At 37.6% G+C, this 24,424-nt stretch carries 22 protein-coding genes, 1 pseudogene and 1 riboswitch; of the genes and pseudogenes, 11 read left to right on the forward strand and 12 right to left on the reverse strand.

The features are described 5' to 3' along the window. Positions 1–17 precede the first annotated feature (17 nt). On the forward strand, positions 18–1,319 hold the full coding sequence (locus tag BAU27_RS13470) for a PepSY-associated TM helix domain-containing protein (protein ID WP_071771100.1): 1,302 nt from the start codon (positions 18–20) through the stop codon (positions 1,317–1,319). Positions 1,320–1,356: 37 nt separating this feature from the next. On the opposite strand, the gene BAU27_RS13475 is transcribed toward BAU27_RS13470, so the two are convergent. Beyond that, complete coding sequence (locus BAU27_RS13475; RefSeq protein WP_044737537.1) at positions 1,357–2,421, reverse strand: tetraprenyl-beta-curcumene synthase family protein; 1,065 nt, start codon at positions 2,419–2,421, stop codon at positions 1,357–1,359. Positions 2,422–2,461: 40 nt separating this feature from the next. Continuing rightward, the gene (locus BAU27_RS13480; RefSeq protein ID WP_071771101.1) at positions 2,462–3,265 is read right to left on the reverse strand and encodes an alpha/beta hydrolase; all 804 of its coding nucleotides are present in this window, start codon (positions 3,263–3,265) and stop codon (positions 2,462–2,464) included. Between the two features lie 74 nt (positions 3,266–3,339). On the opposite strand from BAU27_RS13480, the gene BAU27_RS13485 reads away from it, so the two are divergent. The 3 genes from BAU27_RS13485 (at position 3,340) to BAU27_RS13495 (ending at position 5,836) form a co-directional block, all read left to right on the forward strand. Then, positions 3,340–3,852, forward strand: a complete 513-nt coding sequence (locus BAU27_RS13485; RefSeq protein WP_071771102.1) for a gamma carbonic anhydrase — start codon at positions 3,340–3,342, stop codon at positions 3,850–3,852. Between the two features lie 295 nt (positions 3,853–4,147). Beyond that, positions 4,148–4,681, forward strand: a complete 534-nt coding sequence (locus BAU27_RS13490) for a phosphatase PAP2 family protein (RefSeq protein WP_071771103.1) — start codon at positions 4,148–4,150, stop codon at positions 4,679–4,681. 12 nt (positions 4,682–4,693) lie between these two features. Further along, complete coding sequence (locus BAU27_RS13495) at positions 4,694–5,836, forward strand: glycosyltransferase family 4 protein (RefSeq protein WP_071771104.1); 1,143 nt, start codon at positions 4,694–4,696, stop codon at positions 5,834–5,836. 153 nt (positions 5,837–5,989) lie between these two features. Here BAU27_RS13495 and BAU27_RS13500 read toward each other — a convergent pair whose 3' ends face one another. From BAU27_RS13500 to BAU27_RS13525, 6 genes are all read right to left on the reverse strand, one after another. After that, positions 5,990–6,589 (reverse strand): TasA family protein, encoded by a 600-nt coding sequence (locus tag BAU27_RS13500; protein WP_071771105.1) that lies wholly within the window; start codon positions 6,587–6,589, stop codon positions 5,990–5,992. Between the two features lie 369 nt (positions 6,590–6,958). After that, positions 6,959–11,110, reverse strand: coding sequence for a S8 family serine peptidase (locus BAU27_RS13505; protein WP_071771106.1), 4,152 nt, complete (start codon positions 11,108–11,110; stop codon positions 6,959–6,961). Between the two features lie 243 nt (positions 11,111–11,353). Continuing rightward, positions 11,354–11,992, reverse strand: a complete 639-nt coding sequence (locus BAU27_RS13510) for a response regulator (protein WP_071771107.1) — start codon at positions 11,990–11,992, stop codon at positions 11,354–11,356. Further along, positions 11,967–13,826 (reverse strand): GAF domain-containing sensor histidine kinase, encoded by a 1,860-nt coding sequence (locus tag BAU27_RS13515; RefSeq protein WP_071771108.1) that lies wholly within the window; start codon positions 13,824–13,826, stop codon positions 11,967–11,969. Before BAU27_RS13515 ends, BAU27_RS13510 begins: the two co-directional genes overlap by 26 nt. Positions 13,827–14,513: 687 nt before the next feature. Beyond that, the gene (locus BAU27_RS13520) at positions 14,514–15,116 is read right to left on the reverse strand and encodes a molybdenum cofactor guanylyltransferase (protein WP_071771109.1); all 603 of its coding nucleotides are present in this window, start codon (positions 15,114–15,116) and stop codon (positions 14,514–14,516) included. After that, a complete protein-coding gene (locus BAU27_RS13525; protein ID WP_000117136.1) occupies positions 15,113–15,622 on the reverse strand; it encodes a MogA/MoaB family molybdenum cofactor biosynthesis protein in 510 nt (169 codons plus the stop codon). Before BAU27_RS13525 ends, BAU27_RS13520 begins: the two co-directional genes overlap by 4 nt. A 251-nt stretch (positions 15,623–15,873) precedes the next feature. On the opposite strand from BAU27_RS13525, the gene BAU27_RS13530 reads away from it, so the two are divergent. Next, complete coding sequence (locus BAU27_RS13530) at positions 15,874–16,053, forward strand: hypothetical protein (RefSeq protein ID WP_000424797.1); 180 nt, start codon at positions 15,874–15,876, stop codon at positions 16,051–16,053. A 6-nt stretch (positions 16,054–16,059) separates the two neighbouring features. Then, complete coding sequence (locus BAU27_RS13535; RefSeq protein WP_071771110.1) at positions 16,060–16,281, forward strand: hypothetical protein; 222 nt, start codon at positions 16,060–16,062, stop codon at positions 16,279–16,281. Here BAU27_RS13535 and metK read toward each other — a convergent pair. Further along, positions 16,276–17,475, reverse strand: a complete 1,200-nt coding sequence (gene metK, locus BAU27_RS13540) for a methionine adenosyltransferase (RefSeq protein ID WP_000163112.1) — start codon at positions 17,473–17,475, stop codon at positions 16,276–16,278. The two genes, BAU27_RS13535 and metK, sit on opposite strands and share 6 nt — an antisense overlap. 169 nt (positions 17,476–17,644) lie before the next feature. Continuing rightward, positions 17,645–17,766: riboswitch (SAM riboswitch) on the reverse strand. 228 nt (positions 17,767–17,994) lie between these two features. Here metK and pckA point away from each other — a divergent pair. Both pckA and BAU27_RS13550 read left to right on the forward strand, forming a co-directional pair. Next, positions 17,995–19,581 (forward strand): phosphoenolpyruvate carboxykinase (ATP), encoded by a 1,587-nt coding sequence (gene pckA, locus BAU27_RS13545; RefSeq protein WP_071744427.1) that lies wholly within the window; start codon positions 17,995–17,997, stop codon positions 19,579–19,581. Positions 19,582–19,871: 290 nt separating this feature from the next. Beyond that, positions 19,872–20,069, forward strand: coding sequence for a hypothetical protein (locus tag BAU27_RS13550; RefSeq protein ID WP_071771111.1), 198 nt, complete (start codon positions 19,872–19,874; stop codon positions 20,067–20,069). Positions 20,070–20,208: 139 nt separating this feature from the next. On the opposite strand, the gene BAU27_RS13555 is transcribed toward BAU27_RS13550, so the two are convergent. Beyond that, on the reverse strand, positions 20,209–20,592 hold the full coding sequence (locus tag BAU27_RS13555) for an ATP synthase subunit I (protein ID WP_000624940.1): 384 nt from the start codon (positions 20,590–20,592) through the stop codon (positions 20,209–20,211). Positions 20,593–20,883: 291 nt separating this feature from the next. Here BAU27_RS13555 and BAU27_RS13560 point away from each other — a divergent pair, with 291 nt between their 5' ends. Then, positions 20,884–21,105, forward strand: coding sequence for a hypothetical protein (locus tag BAU27_RS13560; RefSeq protein WP_002123250.1), 222 nt, complete (start codon positions 20,884–20,886; stop codon positions 21,103–21,105). A 28-nt stretch (positions 21,106–21,133) separates the two neighbouring features. Here the strand turns inward: BAU27_RS13560 and BAU27_RS13565 are convergent, their stop codons facing one another. Both BAU27_RS13565 and BAU27_RS13570 read right to left on the reverse strand, forming a co-directional pair. Then, positions 21,134–22,039, reverse strand: coding sequence for a DMT family transporter (locus tag BAU27_RS13565; RefSeq protein WP_071771112.1), 906 nt, complete (start codon positions 22,037–22,039; stop codon positions 21,134–21,136). A gap of 215 nt (positions 22,040–22,254) precedes the next feature. Further along, on the reverse strand, positions 22,255–22,578 hold the full coding sequence (locus BAU27_RS13570) for an iron-sulfur cluster biosynthesis family protein (RefSeq protein WP_071744424.1): 324 nt from the start codon (positions 22,576–22,578) through the stop codon (positions 22,255–22,257). Between the two features lie 332 nt (positions 22,579–22,910). Here BAU27_RS13570 and BAU27_RS13575 point away from each other — a divergent pair, with 332 nt between their 5' ends. Together BAU27_RS13575 and BAU27_RS31845 are read left to right on the forward strand one after the other, a co-directional pair. Further along, the gene (locus BAU27_RS13575; protein ID WP_071771113.1) at positions 22,911–23,831 is read left to right on the forward strand and encodes a Nif3-like dinuclear metal center hexameric protein; all 921 of its coding nucleotides are present in this window, start codon (positions 22,911–22,913) and stop codon (positions 23,829–23,831) included. A gap of 128 nt (positions 23,832–23,959) precedes the next feature. Beyond that, positions 23,960–24,424, forward strand: a pseudogene (locus BAU27_RS31845) (collagen-like protein); the annotation flags it as partial.

The following is a 24,424-nucleotide window of genomic DNA, read 5'->3' on the forward strand; positions in this document are numbered from 1 at the left end:
TTAGGGGAACTGAAAGTATGAAACAAAATCGTTCGCTTCATTATATTTTTTGGCGTTGGCATTTTTATGCTGGACTTTTTATTACGCCGCTTCTTATTACTTTGTCACTGAGCGGAATTGGGTATTTATTTCGGGAAGAAGTTGAGGATTTCATCTATAAAGATTTATATTTCGGGAAGAGCACCCAAACAGAATCTATTTCGATGTCTGATTCGCTTTTCTTAACAGAGAAAAAATATCCACATTATAGCGTGGCGAAAATTAGTGAGTTTAATGGGGATTATAATACGAGACTTACGATTGCAAATGAATATACTGGGCAACAAAAATATGTGTATTTAGATAGTAATAATCAAATTGTTGGGGATCAAAACGCAAGTGAAACGTTTGCCAATATAATGAGGGAATTACATAGTTCTCTTTTAGTTGGTGGCACTGTCGTCAACTATACTGTAGAACTTGCGGCATGCTGGACAATCTTTTTAATCGTAACCGGATTGTACATGAGTATACGCCAATTCAAAAACACACCATCATCCAATAAGCGAGAAAAAGCAAAAAGACGTCATTCTATTATCGGTATTATATTTACAATTCCTCTCTTTTTGCTAGTCGCATCTGGATTGCCGTGGTCAGGATTTATGGGGAACCAAATTTATAAAATTGCATCTTCTAATGAATCACTCGGATATCCAAAATTGTACATGGCACCGCCTGAATCAAAGGTAAAAGAATTGCCGTGGGCAACAAGAAAAGAAGCTCCGCCTGAATCGAATTCAAATGAGCCGAAAGCAATTTCTGTCGATGAATTACAAAAAGGAATTGAAATAAAGAAGCCATATGTTATTTCACTACCAGCTGATCCGAAAGGTGTATTTACTATTTCGAAATCGAGCGGTTCTGGTATTACAGGTATGCATGTTGCACCAAATGAAGAAATAACAGCTTACTTTGATCAATATAGCGGGGAACTCATTTCAAAAACGGACTATCGTGATTATGGATTACTTGCACAATGGTTCACTTACGGTATCCCGCTTCACGAAGGACATTTATTCGGATGGCCAAATAAAATATTGTGCTTACTAACAACCTTATCTTTATTACTTCTCATTTATTACGGAGTAAAAATGTGGTTAGCAAGAAAGCCAAAAGGAAAATTAGCAGCACCTCCAAAGCAAAGAGATAAGAAAAGCACATTCATTTTCTTTATCATGATGGTTATATTAGGCGCTGTCATGCCTTTATTCGGACTATCTGTTTTAGTTATTTTTGTGATTGAACTTCTTATATATGTATTTTCAAAAATACGATCATAATAAAAAGAAAACCACTCTATATGAGTGGTTTTCTTCATCACTGCGCCATTTTCTTTCGGTACATCTTCCCGTTCCAATAGAAGAATCGTGAAGTGAGCCCTCCGTATTTTACAATGCGCCGTGCCATTTTGTGCATATTCTTTTGCGCTGATACTTTTTGATCTGATAAATAAATACCAAGTAACCCTCGGCTTATGAGACGATGAAACTTCGCATGTGGCAAATCACCAATGCTCTTCTCTGCTTCTTCTACAAAATGTTTCATACGATCTAATATAGCTTGCTCGTTTTCATAATAACTACAGAAATTCAAATCTCCGCCTATACGGTCTTCTTCTTGATCGATGAAATAATCAAGTAAAATGTGAAGTCCTTGTACGTAAGGGAAATATCCTTGTCTAATTTTCGCAATATCTTCATCATGTAATTCATCATGAAATGCATATGCTACAAGACAGAAAATCCCAAGCGTAGAACCAGCACATGCTGAAAATTCAAACCAGCTCATTTCAGGTAAGTTTTCTTTATGCGCTTCAAACCATGTTTGTAAGCGTGGTTCTCTTTCTTCTAACTTTACGTGTTTATGAATTTGCAAATCACAATAATAACAAGCAAGTTCATGAAGAACAGGAGCAATTTTATCATAGTGCTTCGTTTTCTTTAAAACATCTTGGCATGTTTCAACAAGTTCATCTAAATAACCACCATCATCTTGATCATCACGGTAACGATAATAATTACCGCCCCCTTCCACCTCAGGGCTTAATGCCATTATCATCGACTCATGAAGAGCCGCAAAGTCTTTTGGATCAAGTGATGTACTACGGTCACATAAATTATCTAAGTAATCGCTAATCGTTTGATACGCTACGATAAAACGAATACATTCCTCTCGGTGTTCATTCGCTAATAGCGCTAAAATGCCACCGCCTTCGCAATGAAACGTTTTATTCTCAATACTTGCGATTGCCTGACTATGAAGCTCATCATTCGGAATATGGTAGGCACGCTCTTTCCACATCGCTAGCTCATGGTGTACAACCGGAAACACATCACGGTATACTTTCGCCATGAGCGTTATGGGATTACTCGGTACGTTCACTTCTTCCTTCATCTCCTCTATTAAATGTACAAATAATGATTTATTTGTTTGTTTTTACTATATTATTGACATGCATTTCAGTAAATGACTGAATATAATTCAAAATTTCATCACGCTCATACTCATTTAATAACTCGTGATAACAATTCGGCCATTCTTTATAAGCCTTATCACTTATTTTAACATTATCAAACCATGTACGGACACGTATTTTATCTACAAGTTTATCCTCACATGCCTGCATTAGCAAGAGCGGAACATCTGGAAACTTATCTATTTTCTCATGAGCAATCTCGATAGACTTAATCAACTCACTATACCAACGTACTGATACTTTGCGCAAGAACAATGAATCATTTTCCATCGCATCTCTCACTTCATGATTGCGTGTTGACATTTCTACAGTGAGATTTGTTACAAATTGTAACTTCGGGGCAACGACATTTAATATTTTCGAAGCAGCACGAAGCGGAGCGGAAGGTGCAGCTAATACTCCTAAACAAGGCGAACTTAGTACAATCCCGTCTATGTCCTCTCTTTTCGTTTCTTGCATCATACGAATAACGACAAGTCCTCCCATACTATGACCAAATAAAAAAATGGGCAATCTATACTTTCTTGCTTCTTTCACCCATAACTTTATTTCCTCTATGTATTCATCAAATGAATCGATATGTCCTCTATTTCTTGAAGTTGTTCCGTGTGCTGGAAGATCGCCCATAACGACGTGATAACCGATATGATTCCACATTTCTGCAACCGCTTCATAACGCCCGTGATATTCCATAGCACCATGCACGATAATAATGACAGCTTTCGCTTCTTCCGCTTCATAGTTCCACATACGAAACTCCTCCATTTCACTCTTTTTCATAATTTGATACACTAAAACTAGTCTCTAGGAAAGGAAGGCTTTACATGATATATCCTTATAAAGAAAAAAATCCGAAAATTGCGAGTAGTGCCTTTATCGCTGACTATGTTACCATTACAGGTGATGTGACAATTGGCGAGGAATCAAGTATTTGGTTTAATACAGTCATCCGTGGTGATGTATCACCGACAATAATTGGTGACAGAGTAAATGTACAAGATCAATGTACACTCCACCAAAGCCCGCAGTATCCTCTTACTTTAGAAGACGACGTTACAGTTGGGCATCAAGTTATTTTACATAGCTGTCATATTAAAAAAGATGCTTTAATTGGAATGGGTTCTATTATATTAGATGGTGCTGAAATTGGTGAAGGAGCCTTTATCGGTGCTGGAAGCCTCGTTTCACAAGGAAAGAAAATTCCACCGAATACGTTAGCTTTCGGTCGTCCTGCGAAAGTCGTTCGTGAATTAACAGAGGAAGACCGCAAAGACATGGAACGAATTCGCACACAATATGTTGAAAAAGGTCAGTACTATAAATCATTACAAAAATAATTTTACCGCTGCCATAAGATTGGCAGCTTTTTTTATAAAGTGAAACTTTAATCAGTGGGGGTTTTGTTCATCCCCACTGATTATTAGCCTTCACCAATCAGGCGTTTACGGGCAGCCCGACTCCCACCTAACTTTTTTGCTCCAGCCGAACTTTGAGGTGGGAGTCTCACTGTCCGTTAATGCGAGATAAAAAACTAACTTTTTCTTTACAAAACCTTATTATTACCTCAATAAAATCTTATTAAAATAGAAGCTAATATCTCCATATATATGTAAACGAGGGAGGAGAATTTTCATGAAGGTCAGTGGATTATATAAAATAGAATGTTTCATTTTTAAAGGAATTAATCGCTACTTTGATCAAAAAACATTAAACATCTTTTTCAGCAATATTACCCATATCGGTGGTGCTACATTCTCCATTGCACTCACACTTTTCTTTTTAATTTTTGCAAAAGGGACTTTGCACCAAGCTGCAATTGCAACTGCTATTTCTTTAACAATTAGCCATATGCCTGTGCAAATATTAAAAAGGTGGTATCCACGAAAGCGTCCTTATTTAACAATTCAGGATGCCAAATATCCAGTTCACCCATTAAAAGACCACTCTTTCCCGTCTGGTCATACAACGGCTGTTTTCTCTGTCTTCATTCCATTTATTTGCTATAATCCAAGCTTACTTGTTTTTCTATTACCATTAGCATTATGCGTCGGTATTTCTCGTATTTATTTAGGGCTTCACTATCCGTCAGATGTATTCGTCGGTATGTGCCTCGGCACTTGCTCTGGCATCATCTCTTTTTATCAATTCATCCCACTTTTCACATAAAGGAGTGATATGATGAGAGTCGCCATATTTACCGATACTTTTACACCACAAGTGAACGGGGTTGCGAAAACGTTAGAACGGTTAACACGTTATTTTCAGAAAGAAAATATCGCCTATTCTGTTTTCGCCCCTCAGCATACGACTGAAGATAATTTCGTAGCGAATGTGAACAAAATGAGAAGTATCCCGTTAACAATATTATATCCAGAATGTCGCTTTTCTTTTCCTACTCCGCGTATTAAACGGGAACTTCTTGCCTTTAAACCTGATATCATTCACATTGCCACACCTTTCAACATGGGACTTTGTGGATTGTATTATGCAAAAAAGTTAAACATCCCGGTTGTCGGTTCTTATCATACTGATTTCGATTCCTATTTACGCTATTACAAAATCGAATTTCTCTCCAATATGCTTTGGAACTATTTAAAATGGTTTCATAGTCATATGCAAAAAAATTTCGTTCCATCCTCTGAAACATTACATCAATTAAAAAACAAAGGATTTCAGGCCCTCTCTATATGGGGACGGGGTGTAGATTGCACACTCTTTCATCCTTCTTACAATACAGACCTATTCCGAAAAAAATATAATATTACAGCGAAGTACATTCTTTCCTATATTGGAAGAATTGCTCCTGAAAAAGATATAGATACATTGCAAGATCTTATTGTTAAAACTACACATGCTCGGAGCGATATTCATTGGCTCCTCGCTGGAGACGGCCCTCTTGCAAAAACTTTGCGTGAAAATGTGCCAAAAACAAATGTAACTTTTACTGGATATTTACAAGGTGAAGATTTAGCTGAAGCCTACGCTTCCTCTGATCTAATGGTATTTCCATCTGCTACTGAAACATTTGGGAACGTCGTACTGGAATCACTCGCATGTGGTACACCTGTTATTGGTGCAAATAGTGGCGGAGTTAAAAATATTATTACAGATGAAAAAACGGGAGTTCTATGCGAACCTAAAAATGAAGACTCATTTTTATCATCTATTTATGGTTTGTTAAATAATGAAGAAATGCGGATACAAATGAGCCTAGATGCTCACTCCTACGCTACTACACAAAACTGGGATGAAATTTTCAATAATTTACTCATGCACTATAATGATGTTATTCAAAGTCGAAATGCGGAAATGCTAGCTTAAATTCAACTTAAGTATTATCAATTTGCAAGTGAAACTTCTATATTGTACAAAATATAGGAAAAGAGGTCATCCTTCGTAGTATGACCTCTCTTTATCTTTCGCTTTTATTTCACGTCTAAATTGTTACATAGATATAATGGATAACATTTGAACTTATTTTTCTTTACCTTTTGTCTGAGCCGCATCGAATGTCCAATTCAATTTCAATGTATCTCCTTGGAATACGTTTTGATCTTCCCCATTATCTTCAAATATGAATTTCACATAGAAAGTGTCATCTTTGCCTGGAGCAAGTCCATTTCCTTCCCAATTTACGACACCTTTTTGGACAAGATCAGGAAAGTTGCCATCAGCAGTTGCTTGTTTCAACTCAGATAAAGTAGTTTCCCATACAGGAACTGTGTTTTTGTCTATGTTCCATAAAAACTCCACTTTGACATAATCACCGAAATCAGCATTTCCATTATCGCCTTTTGCATCTGTTACAGTGTAATCAGTAAGAAGATGAACGTCCTTAATTTTCAAAGTACCGCTGTTGATTAAGTGGAAATCGCGTTCTATTTGATCACCTGGTTTAATTTTGTCAACATCGATGATAACTTGTGGATCAATGCTCAAATCTAACGTACCAGCCGCAAATGTGTTTTCTGATATTTCTTTATCACTGAAGTATGCAAACGTTCCGCCTCCAATTAAAGATAAACCAAGAACTGCAGATGCAACACCCATACCAAGTTTTTTCTTAAGATTCATTTTAATAATCCCCCTATTTTTATAATATTTAAACCATCCCAAAGCTGATAAGTCTATATGAGGTAAAAACGAATTGTTTCCTTATTTGATGCCTTTTAGGTGGCCACTAAGTTCTTAATAAAGAACTTAGTGTTTTATTTAAGAGCGACTATCGATATTTGCAGAAGACGAAATTTCTCCCTCTTTTATCAACAGCCGCTCCTAAGACACCTTCTTTTTATCCCGCTATTTGCCGGGCAGTAAAACTCCCACCTCAAAATTCGGCTAGGGCAAAGAAGTTAGGTGGGAGTCAGGATTCCCGTAAACGCCCGATTGGTTCAACTAATAATCAGTGAGGGATGAACACCCCCCACTGATTAAAGTTTCACTTTATTTCTTCGGCTCTAAACCAATCTGACGTAGGAAATCTACCAGTCCTTTTTTACCAATTGTTTCTTTTGGCTTAACTACTTCTGGAACACCGACTTCTTTTTGCAAGAAGTTTTTCTCAATGAAGCGGACATCTGTCTCGTTCACAACACCATCTTGATTGATGTCTTGCGGCACGATAGATGCATCCTCCTTGCCGTATACCTCAACTACGCTTTGCATATCGCGAATGTCAATCAATCTGTCACCATTTACGTCCCCTGCAAGATTTTTAGCACCTATTCTAACATTTTGCCCGCGCAGCTCATCTCCTACAAAATACCCCGGAATGAATTTTTTCATCGCTTTGAGATGTCCTGGAACATCAATAACAACTGTGTATGCTTCAGTAGAAGCTGGGATGCCTTTGATCTCGTAGGTTCCTTGTTTATCAATCGTTCCTTTATATTTTTTGCCGCTTGGAGACATCGCATATACTTGGGCACCGATTTTTGTATAATCTGCTTTTCTCAAATACTGATAGCCCTCCTTCCCATCCAAAAATCCTTCCGGCGCGATAGAACCATACGCTCTCGAATGCGTTGGAATCACGTTAAAGCTTTCCGTACCGAAATAAGGAATGGCAGTAGCTACTGTTTGTCCCGCTTTCATATAAGACGCCTGTTTTACATTAACCTGGTAAGCACCCACAACAATATCGTAATGTTCATTTACTACTTTGAACGTGACATCAAGGAAAGGCAGATCTCCGTCCATACCACTAAATGCATTCCCTTTCATAGATGCGCCGACTTTCACCGTATTATTGGAAGTTCCTTCTGTCACCACAGGTTCTTGCATTGATACTTCCAAACCTCTTTCCTTCGCGTACTCGTTTGCCGCATTGTTCAGTTTCACATTCTCAAACTTGAGCAAATCTTTTCTGAAGTCGATCTGGAATTCCCCGGATACAAGCTGCTTCACATTATTGAGACTAAGTGTCTTCGTAACTGTATCGCCGACTTTTACGTCTTTCTTATCAAAACTAGAAGTCGTATATTCCGTACCTTCTTTTACGAAGAGATAGTTTTGTTTACCAATTGCCGTTGCAATATCATACGTAGCCAAAGTCAAATTTAGAGGTTTCGTTGCAATATCACTTTCCTCAATTCCGAATTTTACGTCTCCATTTGCTTGGATTGGGAAGTACCCACCTATCATTCCAGAGTTTGCATAGTAAGCCATTTGATTGGACGATTGATCATAATTTAAACCTTTTGATTTCAATAGATCCACTGTCGCATCCTTGGCTGTTCCATGCAGCCATACTGCTTTTTGTCCATCCTCTACTGTAAACATGGAGTCATTAACCTCGATTATACCCGGTTTTTTATCCATATTTACTTCCGGTGCTGTATTGTCCACGATAAGCGGATTGTCTATAACATATGATTTCCCTTCCTCATCGTGCGCAATCAATTCCAGTATATAATCGCCTGCTGGAAGCTTTACAGGAAGATCACCAATTGGCTTAGAAGGATCGTTTGTAAATGGATAGACAGTACCGCTAAATGCATTCATAAGAAATGTGTCTACGTCTATCAGTAATCTGCTAGCGTCCGCTGTTCCTACAAAACCTACAGCTTTTCCTGTTTTACTATCCTTAACAACTACATCAATTGTTTTCATCGGGCTATTCAACTTCATGCTGACATGAACAAACGGGTACAGATATTGCCAGAAAGGCGTCGTATTCGTCACGGATGGACTGCTTGTTTTCGCATATTCAAATCCCTTTTCCGTCACCATGACAGCGAATGGAATTTGATATGTTTCGGCCGGATTGTTCGCATTCGTTACATGAATATATCCTTCATATCTGCCTTTCGCTGCGCTAGCAGGAATCGTAATTTTTGGCTGCAGTTCCTGTGACTTTCCACTTGCCACTGTAAGAGATGCAGGCACGTCAACTTGTATACCGTTCTTTACTGCATCTTGAATACCTGTACGCTCACCGTGATACTCCACTTCTACTTTAAAGGATTTTTCTTCTTTACTGTTGTTCTGGACAGCCACTTTTTTGCTCGCCTCAATCGGTTTATCCCCTTGCTTAACATGTCTACCAAACACGATGGAACCTGTTTGTTCGTCAATTTCGACAACTTTTCCATTCTCGACATTTTGTGTTTTGTCTAATACTTTAATGGATGTGTCCGTATGAACAGCTTGATACGCATCAATGCGCCCCGCACCCACTTCGTATACGGAATTCTGGCCATTCAAATCATCGGATGTATTCATAAGAGCCGCTTTTACATCGAAAGGTGTGTATTCTGGATGCTGCTGCAGGATCAATGCTGCTGTACCTGCTACATGAGGAGACGCCATAGAAGTACCAGACAAGCGTACATATGCATTGCCGTAATTTATACCGTCCTGCGGATCATTGATATATTCTGGTGCAGTAGAGAAAACCGACACACCAGGAGCGACTACATCCGGCTTAATGTCATAATTTCCGTTTACCGGTCCGCGTGAGCTGAAATCAGCTAAGTGATCACCTTCCGTTTTTGTATTGCCCAGCGTTTCGAATTTGAAAGATACTTCTCCTAGCGCCTTTAACCGTTCGCCATCCGCTTTTGACAGGCGGAAAGATGGAATAAGACCTACCCCCTCACCTAAGTAGGCAGATATTTGGCCGTCAGCATTGTTATATACGATAACCGCTTTTGCTCCAGCATTTTTTGCATTTTTAATTTTTTCATCAAACGTAATTTCTCCGCGCTGAATTAACGCAATTTTTCCGTTAAGATCTTTCCCCGTAAAATCAGCTGGTTTACCAAGTCCCGCAAATACAATCGGTAACGATTGTCCTTGTAGATCTTCTAACTTATTAGGAAAATCTTTTCCTAATAGCTGCATATTTTCAAATTTTTCGTTAGATACACTTGCGCTGAATGTAGGAATAGACATGGCAGCATCACTTGCCCCTACTGAAATACCAAGAGCTGCCGTTCCAGGGGAACCGAGCGTCTTTTCGTTTGGTCCATTGTTTCCTGCGGCAACAACTGTCGCTACTCCTGAAAGCATGGCGTTATTTACTGCGACAGAAGTAGCATATAGCGGATCATTCGTCTGTGCGCCTAGCGACATGTTGATGACATCCATACCATCTGCAATTGCTTTATCCATTCCGGCAAGGATTCCCGCTGTATTTCCTCCGCCCCATGGTCCTAGTACTCTGTAAGCATATAAATCTACATCAGGTGCCACACCTTTTACAGCGTAATCTGCATTGTTTTTCTTTTGAGCTGCAATCGTTCCTGCTACATGTGTACCATGGTTTGTATAGTACACTAAGCCTGGATATTCTGGCTTACCAGCTTTTATCCAATCAGCGTACGTCGTTTCCATTGGATCTGCATCGTTATCTACAAAATCATATCCGCCTTTATAAGCATCTTTTAAATCTGGATGATTATAGTCAACACCTGTATCAAGAACGCCGACTTTAATCCCTTTACCTGTAATGTTTTCTGCATGAAGCTTGTCCACACCAATTTGCGGAATACTGTCCGCCATTTTCGGATCAATTGTTTCTTTCGTTTCTACCGGAGGTTCCACTTTTACCTCATAGTCTTTAAAGACACGGTTTACTACTCCAGATTGGATCAACTCCTGCACAGCCACACCAGGTAAAGTCATCGCTACACCGTTGATTGCATTTTTATATTCGCGTGTGATTTCCACTTTTTTCGTATCGTAAGTGCCAACATCCTTCTTCGACTTTAAAGATTCGACATGTTGTTTGAACACTTTATGTTCTTCATCCACTTTTGCTTGCGCAGTAGTAGCAGCTATTTTCTTTCCTTTCGCCGCTTGTTTCATCACTTCAATTTTTGCTGGAGCTTGATTAAATTCCACGATAACGTTAACTAATTTAGGACTATTCGTATCAATATCAGGTGAAATCGTAAAGCCAGGCTTTACATCTAACTGTTCCAACGCTTTTCTTTGTTCTGCAGACAGATTCATCAACACCTGTTCCGCATTATCAACTGGCTTCAGTTCAGCCGGACTTTCTGCTAATACGTTATACGGAATACCTTGTGACAATAGCATACCAGCAACTAACGTTCCTGTAAGAATCCTCCCAAATTTCCCTCTCTTCATACAAGTTCCCCCATTTATATTTATTTGTATCTGTAGTCATTGCATAACTTTAAATTTACGACTCTATTAGACTACGACTCTACTTTCTTATCTTATAAAATTAAAACTTTTCTGAAAATTATCAAAAAGTAATATTTTTTTAGTTATTAGTTCTATACCGTATAGTACAAAAGAACTACCCCGCACTTTATTATTTTGAGTAAAATAATAAAGTGCGGGGTAGTTCTTTTAAATGATTTTCATTTAAGAAAATGGAACAAGCTGATTTCGCACGGCATATATGACTGCTTGTGAACGGCTTTTCACATTTAGTTTTCTGAAAATCTTATTAACATGGATTTTAACTGTCTTGTCACTGATATATAGAGCTTCAGCAATTTCCTTATTGCTAAGACCTTTAACCAATTCAAACAGTATTTCTTTTTCACGCTCTGTTAGTTCATTTTCATTTGATTCTGATTTCGTTTGCTGATGATATGTAATCAATTTTTTAGTCATACGCGGATGAATCACAGAATCTCCTTGTAATACCATTCGGATTGCCGCCACTACCTGCTCGGATGATGAATCCTTCAGTAAATAACCGTCTGCACCTGCCCGAAGAGCAGCCATCAAGTATTCATCATGTTCATACATAGTCAATACAAGAACACGGCAGTTCGGATACTGATCTTTCACAAGTGATGTAGCCTCAATACCATTTTTTCCTGGTAAATTAATATCCATTAAGATACAATCAGGCCTACACTCTTCCACTTTTTTTACTACTTCATCCCCGGAAACAGCTTCTCCAACTACTCGCATATCAGATTCGAGTTCCAATATACTTCGAATTCCATCACGCAAAACAGTATGATCATCCACTACTAATATTCGAATCATGATACTCCTCCCCCATTTCTGAATCTGGAATTAACAATGTGATTTCTGTACCTTTTCCTGCTGAACTATCAATCTGAAGGGCAGCCCCTAGCTGTTCAGCCTGTTCATTCATATGTAATATACCATAGTGCGGCTCATGCTTTGCTTTAATCATGGATTCAAAAAGAGAAAAACCAATTCCGTTATCCTTTACCTTTAAAAGTACATGTTCCCGTTGATAGCTTAATAAAATGTCAACTTTATCTGCCTTTGCATGCTTTATAATGTTCTGCAAGCTCTCCTGCAAAGTATCGAAAATAACTCGTTCTTTCGTAAAACTAAGTTTTCGAGAACGGCCTCTTTCATGATATGTAATGGCTAGACCATATTCTTGTTTTAAGGATTGAACCTTATTTATAATTGCTTGTTTTAGTCCTAATCTTTGTGTTGGATATGGCTTTAAAGCATAAATAGAATAACGAACTTCACTTAAACTCTTCCGTAATTTTTTTATGCTTGTATCTACCACTTGCTGCATGTCTTTTGGTCGATCTGCATATTTTTTCTGAGCCGACTCCATCTGAAATATCACTCCGGCCAATGCTTGTGCGATTCCATCGTGGATTTCACGAGCAATTCGATTTCGTTCTTCTAAAATTGTTCTTTTTTCCTGTTCAGAGACGAGTGTCCGCGTTTTAAGCAAGCTGCCTAATTGATTGGCAAACGTAGCTAAAGTCTGTACATCTTCAGTAATAAAACTCGCACTCCTGCTTTTCCCTGCCACAAACATTCCAACTAATTCATGATTTACCTTAAGAGGTAAATATACAAGAGAGCGCATAGTATTTTCAAACACTTCATCTCCCGGAGCCATACCTGTTTTCCAATCAGTAACAACAACAGTTTCGGATATCTCTTCAAACTCCTTATACAGGTCAGAATAATTAGAAATATCACGACGTACTTTTCCATCCTTTAATAAAAGTGTCCAGTTCTCTTCATCTTTCGCCCATAAAACATATGCCTGTATTCCTAGAAATCCTTTCAGTGATTGTTTCATCTGCTGTAAGTTTCCGGCAGATAGTCCACGACTTAATTCCGTCGTAATGGAAAAAAGCTTATATAATCGTTCTTTTTCCACCCGTATTTGTCTAACGAAAGAGCTAATGATACAGATTGCCACAAGCGGGAAAAAGAAGAACAGAACCATAATTTCATCCATCACTCCGCGATATCGGTAATCTAAAATATGTATAAGTGAAGAATAAAATAAACAAAAACTCAAACTCAAGAGTACTAACATATTCTTTTTACGCCACTCTTCTAGCGGATAGGGCTGAGGAAGAAGTATGATTAAAAGATCGTAAAATAAACCGTTAAAAAGGCAAAGGAATGCGCTGAATAAAAACAAAATTATGAATTTTTCATATAAAACTGAAAGATTCATTCCAGAAATAAAAAGAGAGAAACATTCACTGGAAAGCCATTCTGCTAATACGATACTAAGAGCAAGTTGCGCACAATTAAATACTGTCCTTTGCATAGATAAACGGCGAAACAATTGGATACATAACATCACACACACACACGAAACAACAGTTATATGTATTCCAAACTGCCAATTCATTGTATAAATAAGTGTAAGGCTGAGTGTGATCCCGCCTCTCCAAATGCGGATAGGAAAATACTCAGTAATTCCCATAAACATAATTAACAACAAAAGCAGTATAAGATGAGAAGGCATTTTACTTAAAAATAAAGAAACGATAAAAGCAATTAAACCAAGAAAAGAGATAGAATAAATATAAAAACTAGCTACTTGCTCTCTCATAGAAGTAAAATCTATCTTTTTCAAAACGATCCCTCCCTCAAAAAATTTATCCCGCTATTTGCGGGCAGTAAGACCCCCACCTCAAAAGTCAGGTGGGAGCCCTGCTGCCCGTAAACGCCCGATTGGTGAAGGCTAATAATCAGTAGGGAATGAACAAAACCCCAACTGATTATAGTTTCACTTTATTATCATCATTATCTACTAAAAAACCGGCACTGGCAAAATGAGAATGTTCCCATTAACCAATCACCGGCTGTGCACTGTCCCTTGGAAGGGGTGACACAATATTAGTATAAAACAGGCCTCTTCATTCCGCTACCCATCAAATGTTATATTTGTAAATATATTCTACGTCTATCGTATAGAACTAAAGATGTATATGAATCAATTTCATAATTGTTTGCGTGGAGCTGTTCCGCAACCAAACGTGACCTTTACTGGCTATTTAAAACGTGAAGAGAGTTTATTACACAATTATAAAATTTCGTTTACTAAATGATACATAAGGTGAAATATCGCTTTATTTCTATATTCATCATATCAAAAAGATACATAACCAAACAGACTTGTAATAAAAACCCATAAAAATTAAAATATGGTTATATAGTATTTTTACTGTATGATGATTTTAAGAAATTCCCCTTAAAATCAACTTACTCACATACCTTTATACAGTAATTGTTCCCCTATTTCTGTATATCAAAAAACCTTTCATTCATTTGAAAGGTCTTTTTGAGCCTGTACATATTCTTCTTTCGTGTTCACATTCATAAACCAATCCGCATTCGCTTGTACATCTTCTCCAGCAACATATTTCACATTACATTGTGATAAAAGCTGCCCCATGCTCCTTTTCTCTTCTTGAAGTAAAGTGTAAATCTTCTCTTTCACACAGTTATGATACGCCGCAAGTAACGGTTGTTTTCTTCCATTAATAATAGGTACAACCGCATCATACTCATCACTCGTTTGTTCTAATAAAATAGTAAACCACTCTTGTGAAACGTTTGGTGCATCGCAAGGCATAATAGCGTACCAATCTGCTTCTATATATTCCATTCCTGATACAATTCCAGCAAGTGGGCCGTTTCCTTTATAATGCGGAATATCTTCTATAACGGGAACTTGTACTAATTGCTCCACTCGCTCTTTTATATCAAAATGACTAATGACTACAACTTCTTGAATCGTACTTGTCATCACTTTCAAAATATGCTCAACAAAAGTACTCCCACCCCAGCTCGCTAGCGCTTTCGGTTCACCGAATCTACTCGACATACCACCTGCTAATACAATTCCAGCAAACTTACTCATTGGCGATGCAGCTCAAATGTAATATGACCTAACTCCGGTAAAATCAACTTATTCATCGCAAGACGAACTGCTCCGCTAGATCCCGGCATTGAGAAGACTACTTTGCGCCCAATCGTACCGCCGATTGCTCTACTTAACATCGCACTACTTCCGATATCTTCTAAATAACTAATCATACGAAATAACTCACCAAATCCGACAATTTCTTTATCTAATAACACTGACACCGCTTCAATCGTTACATCACGTTTCGTAATACCAGTTCCGCCATTGGTTAGTACGACATCAACATCTTCCCTATGATAACCAGCTAACACAGCTTGCTGAATACTTTCTTTATCATCTTTTACAATTTCATAAGAGGTCACTGTATGACCTGCTTCTTTTAACAATTCATGTAATAGTTGTCCGCTCTTATCCGTCTCTTCCGTACGTGTATCGGAAATCGTAACAATTTTACAGCGTACTTCTTTTGGTGCTTGTTTTTTATGTTCAGTTACACTCATTTTCATCTTTCCTTTCTCGAAGACTTTTCTCCATTTTATCATACATATCTTTACACAATTATGTATGAAGCCCACAATGAAGCATGATACAATATAAGTATGTACACCCACAAAAAGGAAAATAAAAGAGTGTACTTTTTATACTCTTAGACTCCACATCATTAGCTACTCTTTAACTCACCTTATATTTTCTACATAATAGATTTAATTTTTAAATTTACACTACAAAATAAATCGGAGGTCTACATATTATGGAACTTTATAAAAAATTAACAACAACATTCATCCTCTTATTTATAGCTTCCATCACTGTCGGTTTTTCTCTAAAAGGAGCAATCCCATACGCTACATTAGTGAGCATTATATTCGCAACGCTCTTCTTACTGAGCAGTGCATTTTGTGCGGGCAAAGCACGTCAAATGAAAGGTTGATCCCACATTTTTCATAAAAAGCCAACAGTTTGTAAATCACGTGCGAAAGAAATACAAACGTATGAAAAATCGTGGATTCATATGCCCTTTCCGGCAAGCGGAATGACAAATACGAAAAAATATATTGAGGTAGAAGGAGAAGTGTATTGTAATTCATGCATTCAAATAATAAGTAAAATAAAAAAAGCTTTGCGCTCACTGCGCAAAGCTTTTTTTCATATATTATAGACCAGCTTGCTCTTTTAAAGCTACAGCTTTGTCTGTACGTTCCCATGAAAGATCTACATCAGTACGTCCAAAGTGGCCGTAAGCTGCTGTTTGTTTGTAAATCGGGCGACGTAAGTCTAGCATTTTAATAATACCAGCTGGGCGAAGATCGAAGTTGTTACGAACTAGTTCTACTAGTACGTCTTCAGATACTTTACCAGTGCCAAATGTATCAACTGAAATTGATACTGGTTGCGCTACGCCAATTGCGTATGCAAGTTGTACTTCTGCTTTGTCAGCAAGACCAGCTGCTACGATGTTTTTCGCAACATAACGAGCTGCATATGCTGCAGAACGGTCAACTTTTGTTGCATCTTTACCAGAGAATGCACCGCCACCGTGGCGAGCGTATCCACCGTAAGTATCAACGATGATTTTACGTCCTGTTAAACCAGCATCACCTTGAGGTCCACCAATTACGAAGCGACCAGTTGGGTTAATGAAGAATTTCGTTTCTCCATCCATTAATTCAGCTGGAACTACAGCTTTAATTACATGCTCTTTTAAATCGCGATCGATTTCTTCCCATGTAACATCTGGATGATGTTGTGTAGAAATTACAATTGTATCCACACGTACAGGTTTACCATTTTCATCATACTCAACTGTAACTTGCGTTTTTCCATCCGGACGTAAGTATGATAATGTGTCATCTTTACGTACTTCAGTTAAACGGCGAGCTAATTTGTGAGCAAGCGAGATTGGAAGTGGCATTAATTCTTGTGTTTCATTACATGCGAAGCCAAACATTAAACCTTGGTCTCCCGCACCAATTGCCTCAATCTCAGCGTCAGTCATTAGACCTTCGCGTGCTTCTAGCGCCTGGTCAACACCCATAGCGATGTCAGCAGATTGCTCATCGATAGATGTTAAAACTGCACAAGTTTCTGCATCGAATCCATATTTTGCGCGTGTGTAACCAATGCCTTGAATTGTTTCACGAACGATTTTCGGAATATCTACATAAGTAGAAGTCGTAATTTCCCCCGCTACCAATACTAAACCAGTTGTTACAGTTGTTTCACAAGCTACACGTGCATTTGCGTCCTTTGATAAGATCGCATCTAAAATTGAATCAGAAATTTGGTCACAAATTTTATCTGGATGTCCTTCAGTTACAGACTCAGATGTGAACAGATGACGTTTTTTTGTCATGTGGTAAACCTCCCTACAGTAATTGTATATATTGTACGGAACTCATCCTTAATTTGCCACAAACTGCGACATACATTTATTCTCCCACACAAGCATACAGAAAAACCTTTCCCACTTAACATAGAGGAAAGGTTTAATTTGCTACTTGCATACTGCTTTTTGCCCTTTGCTCTTATCGTTCGAGACCATTAGCCTCGCACAGGTTTTAGCACCTATTCACCTGTATTTACCACTACAAGTGAGGTTGCTGGGCTTCATCGGGCCTGTCCCTCCGCCAGCTCGGGATAAGAGAGTATCCGTCCCAACCTATACTAAAGAAATGATATTCATTTGTCAATTAATATTCACATTTTCCTGAAAGTTTTTCTCAATACGTATGGAATGAAATATAAATAAGGAAATAATACATTCACACAAACAAAAATAAATAAATAGTATACATTATTTATATAATTGTGTTATACTCTTGATGGGGATTACGAGAAATATTTCATTAAATGAAAAGGATGGTATATAAATATGAGTACTGTGAATGTCCAAATTGGTTTACATGAATTATTGAACGGAAGCAATGCACAGATTCAACTAAGTGTTCCGCAATTAGTGGAAAAAGTATTAATGCGAAATGAAGGGAAATTAACTTCTACTGGTGCCGTTTCTGCTTCAACAGGAAAATACACAGGACGTTCTCCTAAAGATAAATTTATTGTGAAGGAAGCATCGGTTGCTGACAAAATTGCTTGGGGAGCTGTGAACCAACCGATTTCTGAAGAACATTTTAATAAATTATATACGAAAGTTTTAGAATACTTAAAAGAAAAAGAAGAGTTATTCGTCTTCAAAGGATTTGCTGGCGCTGACCGCAACTATCGCCTACCAATTCAAGTTGTTAACGAATACGCATGGCATAATTTGTTCGTACATCAATTATTTATTCGTCCAACTGAAGAAGAATTAGCAACTCATGAATCAGAGTTCACAATTGTTTCTGCACCAAACTTTAAAGCAGATCCAGCAGTTGACGGTACAAATTCTGAAGCATTCATTATGGTTTCATTTGAACAACGTATCGTACTAATCGGTGGTACAGAATATGCTGGAGAAATGAAAAAATCAATCTTCTCTATTATGAACTTCTTACTACCTGAACAAGACATTCTTTCTATGCATTGCTCTGCAAACGTAGGTGAAGAAGGCGACGTAGCATTATTCTTCGGTTTATCTGGAACAGGTAAAACAACATTATCCGCTGATCCAAACCGTAAATTAATCGGTGATGATGAGCACGGTTGGTCTGATAATGGCGTATTCAATATTGAAGGCGGTTGCTACGCGAAATGTGTAAACCTTTCTCATGAGAAAGAACCACAAATCTTCGATGCAATCAAATTCGGTTCAGTTTTAGAAAACGTTGTTATTGATGGTCAAACACGCATCGCTGACTATAACGATACTACTTTAACAGAAAATACACGTGCTGCATACCCTATGCATGCGATTGACAATATCGTACTACCAAGTGTTGCAGGACATCCAAATACAATTATTTTCTTAACTGCTGATGCATCTGGCGTATTGCCTCCAATCAGTAAGTTATCAAAAGAGCAAGCTATGTACCATTTCTTAAGCGGTTACACTAGTAAACTAGCAGGAACAGAGCGCGGCGTTACATCTCCGCAAGCTACATTCTCAACTTGCTTCGGTTCACCGTTCTTACCACTTGATGCATCTCGCTATGCTGAAATGCTTGGTGAAAAAATCGAGAAACATGATGCGAAAGTATTCTTAGTAAACACTGGCTGGACTGGTGGCGAATACGGCGTTGGTAAACGTATGAACTTAGGTTATACTCGCGCAATGATTCAAGCAGCATTAAGCGGCGAACTTGCAAAAGCTGAAACTGCGAAACACGACATCTTCGGTCTTGAAGTTCCACTTCACGTACCAGGTGTACCTGACGAAGTATTAATGCCTGAACAAACTTGGGCTGATAAAGATGCTTACAAAGTGAAAGCAATTGAGCTTGCAAACGAATTCAAAGCAAACTTCAAAAAGTTTGATAGCGTTTCTGAAGATATTATTAACTTAGGCGGCCCAATCGCTTAAGTATAAACTTTCTGTTGGAATAACCCTTTACTCATATGAATAAGTGTCGTGTAACCGTAAAGTTTCGCGTACTCACCGACAAAACCCAATGCGGCTTAACGGTTACACACACTTACATAAAAAAGAAGCTTACGTTTTTTACGTAAGCTTCTTTCTATATCTTATATAAAGTGAAACATTAATCCCTTCATCTGTGACTTAGCTCATAAAATTACAGAAAATTCACTTTATAACCATTCGTTTTTTAGTTTTCATGGTAAAATTTACATATACAGGAAAGGAGCAGTCCTATGAAAAATTTTTCTCGTACAGGAAAAATTTTATTCAGTTATGGAGCGATTCAAATATTTTGGGGACTTGTGATGCTTAACGTTAATTTATTTGAGCATACAAGTGAAATGATAAAATACATTATTCTAATTACTGGACTAGTTTGTTGTATTATATCCAATTTTTTTAAAGAACCTAAGAGTCATACTAATACGTAATTTCATATTAACTTATTGGAAGCAGAAACCTGTATTTTATGCAAAGTTTCGCTTCCTGTTGTACTACCCTTCGCTGAATCCTCTATTCCATCTAAAAAGAGGCTTTTTATCTTTTTATCTTTTTATCTTTTTATCTCTTTTAGCTCTTTGTTAATTCTTTCTCATCTTTCATACTATAGTATCCTAAATTAACAACAATTAAGAAATAACCGCCCATAATCCCTACTGCAAATGCCCACATAACCATATGGTGCTCAATCTCGTACATAATAATAGCACCTAAAATGGCAGCTGCAAAGCGATTAAACATACCAAGCGTCGGCGCCTTCGTCTTCTTTACGAGACTATCTCCAAGCTTTTCAATCCGTCTCCCTAAAAGCCAAACACAGTACATACTTACAATAAGTCCAATTCCAGCACCGAGAAAATGTGCTGAAAACGGTGTTAACATCCAGCCTAATAACAGAATACCTAGTAGATAATACGATTGAATTTTAAACGATCTTAATGACATACTAATCATGCTGTACTCCCCTTCAATGTTTTTTCTATTTATCCAACAAAAGCTGTATAACTCATTTCTTTCGAGTCCATACTACTTAAAATCCATTTCACTCAAATAAAAAAACATAAACAGTATGTTTATGTTGTTAAAATGTTTTCAGAAAATAATATTATACAAGATTATTAATATAGAATCCCTCACAAATGTGACGTTTTTCAAAACATTTTCCGTCCAATTATGAAAAAAGTGATATCAATCTATGAACATACGGATATGATGTAATAAGCACATAAATAAAGGGGGCGTCTAATGATTTATTTTTTAATGGCTCTCATTCACCTCATTGTCCCTGCACTTATTGGACTTTCCTTATATTGGTACACGAAAAAACATAGTATTTTCTATGCTGTCCTCGGTGTTCTTCTTCCAGGTATTATTCTTATTACACTCTTCCGTATTCCATTTTTAAACTTAATTCCACTTATTACTGCGATCTTATTTCTCATCTTCTTACCAAAAATAAAAAAATAGGAAAGCAGATCATAGGTGATCTGTTTTCCTATTTTGATATAAGTTTTTCTACAGTAGCATGCACCTTTACTTTCTCTGATTTCACAAACCATAGACCGAAGAAAATGATGATTCCACCGATTATTTGTTGTAATGAAACATATTCATTTGCCCATACAGCTGCAAATAAAACAGCTACAAGCGGTGTAATATACATATATACCATCGTATGTGATGCTCCAATTTTTTGGACACCAACATACCACATAACTAAGCCGAATACCGTTACAAAGAAAATAGAATATAGTAAGGCAAATAGTGTCATTCCGTGTGTAATACGAAATGGCATGGCAAATACATGTGGACCACTTAACAATAAAAGCGGGATTGCGCCAACTAATGCCGACCATGCCGTAACACGTAGTGCCGAGTACTTTTTAATTAACGGTCCTGCTAAAACAGGATAAAGCCCCCAGCATATCGATGTAATTAGTCCAATTCCATTTCCGTAAAAAGAACTAGCGAGTGAATGACCAGCTACTAAAACTAATGCAGCACCGGCAAAGGCAATCATAGAACCAATGAACTTTCGAGAAGAAAATTTTTCTTGTTTCAAGAAAATCGCAAATACAGTTGTAAAAATTGGTGAAATAGAAATGAGTAAGGAGGCATTTGTAGCGGATGTATATTTGACAGTTTCCATAAATAGCGTTTGATACAGTACAATACCTACCGTGCTAACGATGATTAATCTTGGTATATCTTTTCGCTCCATATAAAGCGATTTTTCAATAAAGAATGTAAGTAATAACAGTAGTGGTGCCGCAGCCATCATTCGAAGCGCGGTAAATTCAATTGCGGTAAATTCTAAAAATCCATATTTTGCAATCGTATAGTTAATACCCCAAATAATAACAACACTTAAAATTAATAATTCAATTCCCCATTTTCTCATGCGTATCCCCTCCGCAAAGAAAATTATACAGAAAATTCAATCATATGTACATTTCATTATGTGAAAAAATCTTTTTATTAAGCCTTCTTTTGGTAAATAAAATTATATCGGCGATTTTCTGAATATATCGACTTATCAACAAAAAACGACAATAATAGCACCTCATACAATAAAAAGGTGGTTCCAAAATACATTTTGGAACCACCTTCCTTTTACTACACTCGAACATGTAACTTCATAGTTGGATTATAAAATTGGCTTGGGCTCTTCAGCTGAAAAGTTCCTCCACCTTCATGCCAATCAACGGTTAACTTATCATCCATAAATACAAGCTTTGTGCGATCTGCAATAAAATTCATTGCGCTGGATTCGATATCCACATCGCGCTCATCTTTTTCCGCTACAGCTACTAAATCGATGATTCCGCTCATTACACAACCGCAACCTTCATTATCGTAAAATAACTTTATATATTTCGCTTCATTTGGAATCGTATCCATAATCTTTTTATATGCTGCTTCTGTTACAGTAACGTACATACGTTAATCTTCATCCTCTCTTCTCGTATCCTTCATATATTGTACCACCATTTTTCTCAAAAAATATATACAGAAAATTAAGACTAATATACAATATATGTAATAAAGGAGGTTGTATCACGTATGTTCAAATTACTGCGATACCCCATCTTCTTAGGTCTACTCGGTAGCTTTTTTATTTCTAGCGGAATGGTATTACAACATATACTTCCCTATTCTCCTTCTATCGGTTGGATTCTAGGTTTTTTGTGCTTCCTATCCGCTTCTTATTTTGCCATGAAAAACAAAAACAACTAACAGGGTAAGGATTATTTTAAGGAGGATAATACAACATGCCAGCTTTAAAAGAAATAGAACAATCACTTAATCATTTATTCCAAATTGAAAAATACGGAAAAGACAGTTCCTTTAGTCGTTTCCTTCCAGCTACATATGATCAAATCCAGTTTCCATGGCAACAATTTTTCGAAGCAACTTTTGTTGAGCTATTTAACGGTCTTATGATAAGAGGCGCTGAAAATGTAAACACAATCTTTTTAGCTGTGTTCCCAACTGATGATGTTCTCGAAAAATTCATTTCACAATCCAGGCCAGGTGATTTACTCTTCATGCACCATCCAATTGTGATGGAGTGCGGTGATCCACTCGGAAAGTCAGGGCGAGGATTTACTCCAATTTCATCAAAATATTTGCAGGCAATTAAAGAAAAACAACTTTCTATATATACATGTCACGTTCCAATGGATTTTCATCAAACGCATGGAACTAGCATTTCAATCGCAAAAGCACTACAAGCCAATGTAATTGACGGGTTTGCTTACGGTGGTCCAGAAACAGAACCAGTCGGTCTCATTTGTGAAATAGATGAAACAACAACAGAAAAACTCCAAAAACATCTAAAAAAACTCTTTAACATTCCTTATACAGACTTCGAAGGTAAACAACATGATTCCATCAAGAAAATTGCAATTATCGCTGGCTGCGGCGATGTCGTATCTTTAATGAAAGAAGCAGAAGAAAAAGGTGCTGAAGCATATATTACAGGAGAAATCCATTGTCATATCGACAATGATTACGGCAGGCATAAATACTCGCTCATTATGGATTACGTAAAAGAAACAAATATGTCACTCATCGGTGTGTCACACTCTGCCTCTGAATATTTAGTGAAAGAGACATTGATGTATGATTGGTTTAAAGAGAATTTTGGTGCGAATGTTACTTTGCTTCCACAGGAAAAATGGTGGTTATAAGTCCTCCCCTATTTTTGAAATCTATATACACAATACAATCGGCCACACAAAAATATAGAATCTATAATATATATATAGTGGTTCTACTTTTATAATAGATTTTCAAAAATATAGAAAGGAGAAAGTACATGTATCAACGCAATTGTTTTAGTTGTGACGGTAGACGTAACAGTGGTTCTATCGGAAGCACTGGACCTACTGGTGCTACTGGTGCTACTGGTTCTACTGGGCCTACCGGGGCTGGTTTACAAAGTACTACCGCTTTTAGTCTAGCAGCCGCTCCTAACTATAAAACAGGACAAGTTGTGACTTACACGAGTAGCGGCTATGTTGTAAAAAAAGATGCACCTCAAGGTTTTCCGAATGTATCTCCAGATTATATCGTATTGGTAGAAGGTGGTCCTACTGGAGCTACCGGGAGCACCGGACCTACTGGAAACACTGGGACTACCGGGAGCACTGGATCCACTGGCATTACTGGACCTACCGGGAACACTGGACCTACTGGAAACACTGGACCTATCGGAATCACTGGGACTACCGGAGGCACTGGACCTACTGGCATCACTGGGACTACCGGGAGCACTGGACCT

Source organism: Bacillus sp. NH11B (genome assembly GCF_001884205.1).
Taxonomy (GTDB): Bacteria; Bacillota; Bacilli; order Bacillales; family Bacillaceae_G; genus Bacillus_A; species Bacillus_A proteolyticus.

Coding starts and splice junctions, on each gene's coding strand:
- BAU27_RS13470 (WP_071771100.1), top strand. CDS start 18: ATGAAACAAAATCGTTCGCTTCATTATATTTTTTGGCGTTGGCATTTT.
- BAU27_RS13480 (WP_071771101.1), bottom strand. CDS start 3,265: ATGTGGAACTATGAAGCGGAAGAAGCGAAAGCTGTCATTATTATCGTG.
- BAU27_RS13485 (WP_071771102.1), top strand. CDS start 3,340: ATGATATATCCTTATAAAGAAAAAAATCCGAAAATTGCGAGTAGTGCC.
- BAU27_RS13490 (WP_071771103.1), top strand. CDS start 4,148: ATGAAGGTCAGTGGATTATATAAAATAGAATGTTTCATTTTTAAAGGA.
- BAU27_RS13495 (WP_071771104.1), top strand. CDS start 4,694: ATGAGAGTCGCCATATTTACCGATACTTTTACACCACAAGTGAACGGG.
- BAU27_RS13500 (WP_071771105.1), bottom strand. CDS start 6,589: ATGAATCTTAAGAAAAAACTTGGTATGGGTGTTGCATCTGCAGTTCTT.
- BAU27_RS13505 (WP_071771106.1), bottom strand. CDS start 11,110: ATGAAGAGAGGGAAATTTGGGAGGATTCTTACAGGAACGTTAGTTGCT.
- BAU27_RS13510 (WP_071771107.1), bottom strand. CDS start 11,992: ATGATTCGAATATTAGTAGTGGATGATCATACTGTTTTGCGTGATGGA.
- BAU27_RS13520 (WP_071771109.1), bottom strand. CDS start 15,116: ATGAGTAAGTTTGCTGGAATTGTATTAGCAGGTGGTATGTCGAGTAGA.
- BAU27_RS13525 (WP_000117136.1), bottom strand. CDS start 15,622: ATGAGTGTAACTGAACATAAAAAACAAGCACCAAAAGAAGTACGCTGT.
- BAU27_RS13530 (WP_000424797.1), top strand. CDS start 15,874: ATGGAACTTTATAAAAAATTAACAACAACATTCATCCTCTTATTTATA.
- metK (WP_000163112.1), bottom strand. CDS start 17,475: ATGACAAAAAAACGTCATCTGTTCACATCTGAGTCTGTAACTGAAGGA.
- pckA (WP_071744427.1), top strand. CDS start 17,995: ATGAGTACTGTGAATGTCCAAATTGGTTTACATGAATTATTGAACGGA.
- BAU27_RS13550 (WP_071771111.1), top strand. CDS start 19,872: ATGAAAAATTTTTCTCGTACAGGAAAAATTTTATTCAGTTATGGAGCG.
- BAU27_RS13555 (WP_000624940.1), bottom strand. CDS start 20,592: ATGATTAGTATGTCATTAAGATCGTTTAAAATTCAATCGTATTATCTA.
- BAU27_RS13560 (WP_002123250.1), top strand. CDS start 20,884: ATGATTTATTTTTTAATGGCTCTCATTCACCTCATTGTCCCTGCACTT.
- BAU27_RS13565 (WP_071771112.1), bottom strand. CDS start 22,039: ATGAGAAAATGGGGAATTGAATTATTAATTTTAAGTGTTGTTATTATT.
- BAU27_RS13570 (WP_071744424.1), bottom strand. CDS start 22,578: ATGTACGTTACTGTAACAGAAGCAGCATATAAAAAGATTATGGATACG.
- BAU27_RS13575 (WP_071771113.1), top strand. CDS start 22,911: ATGCCAGCTTTAAAAGAAATAGAACAATCACTTAATCATTTATTCCAA.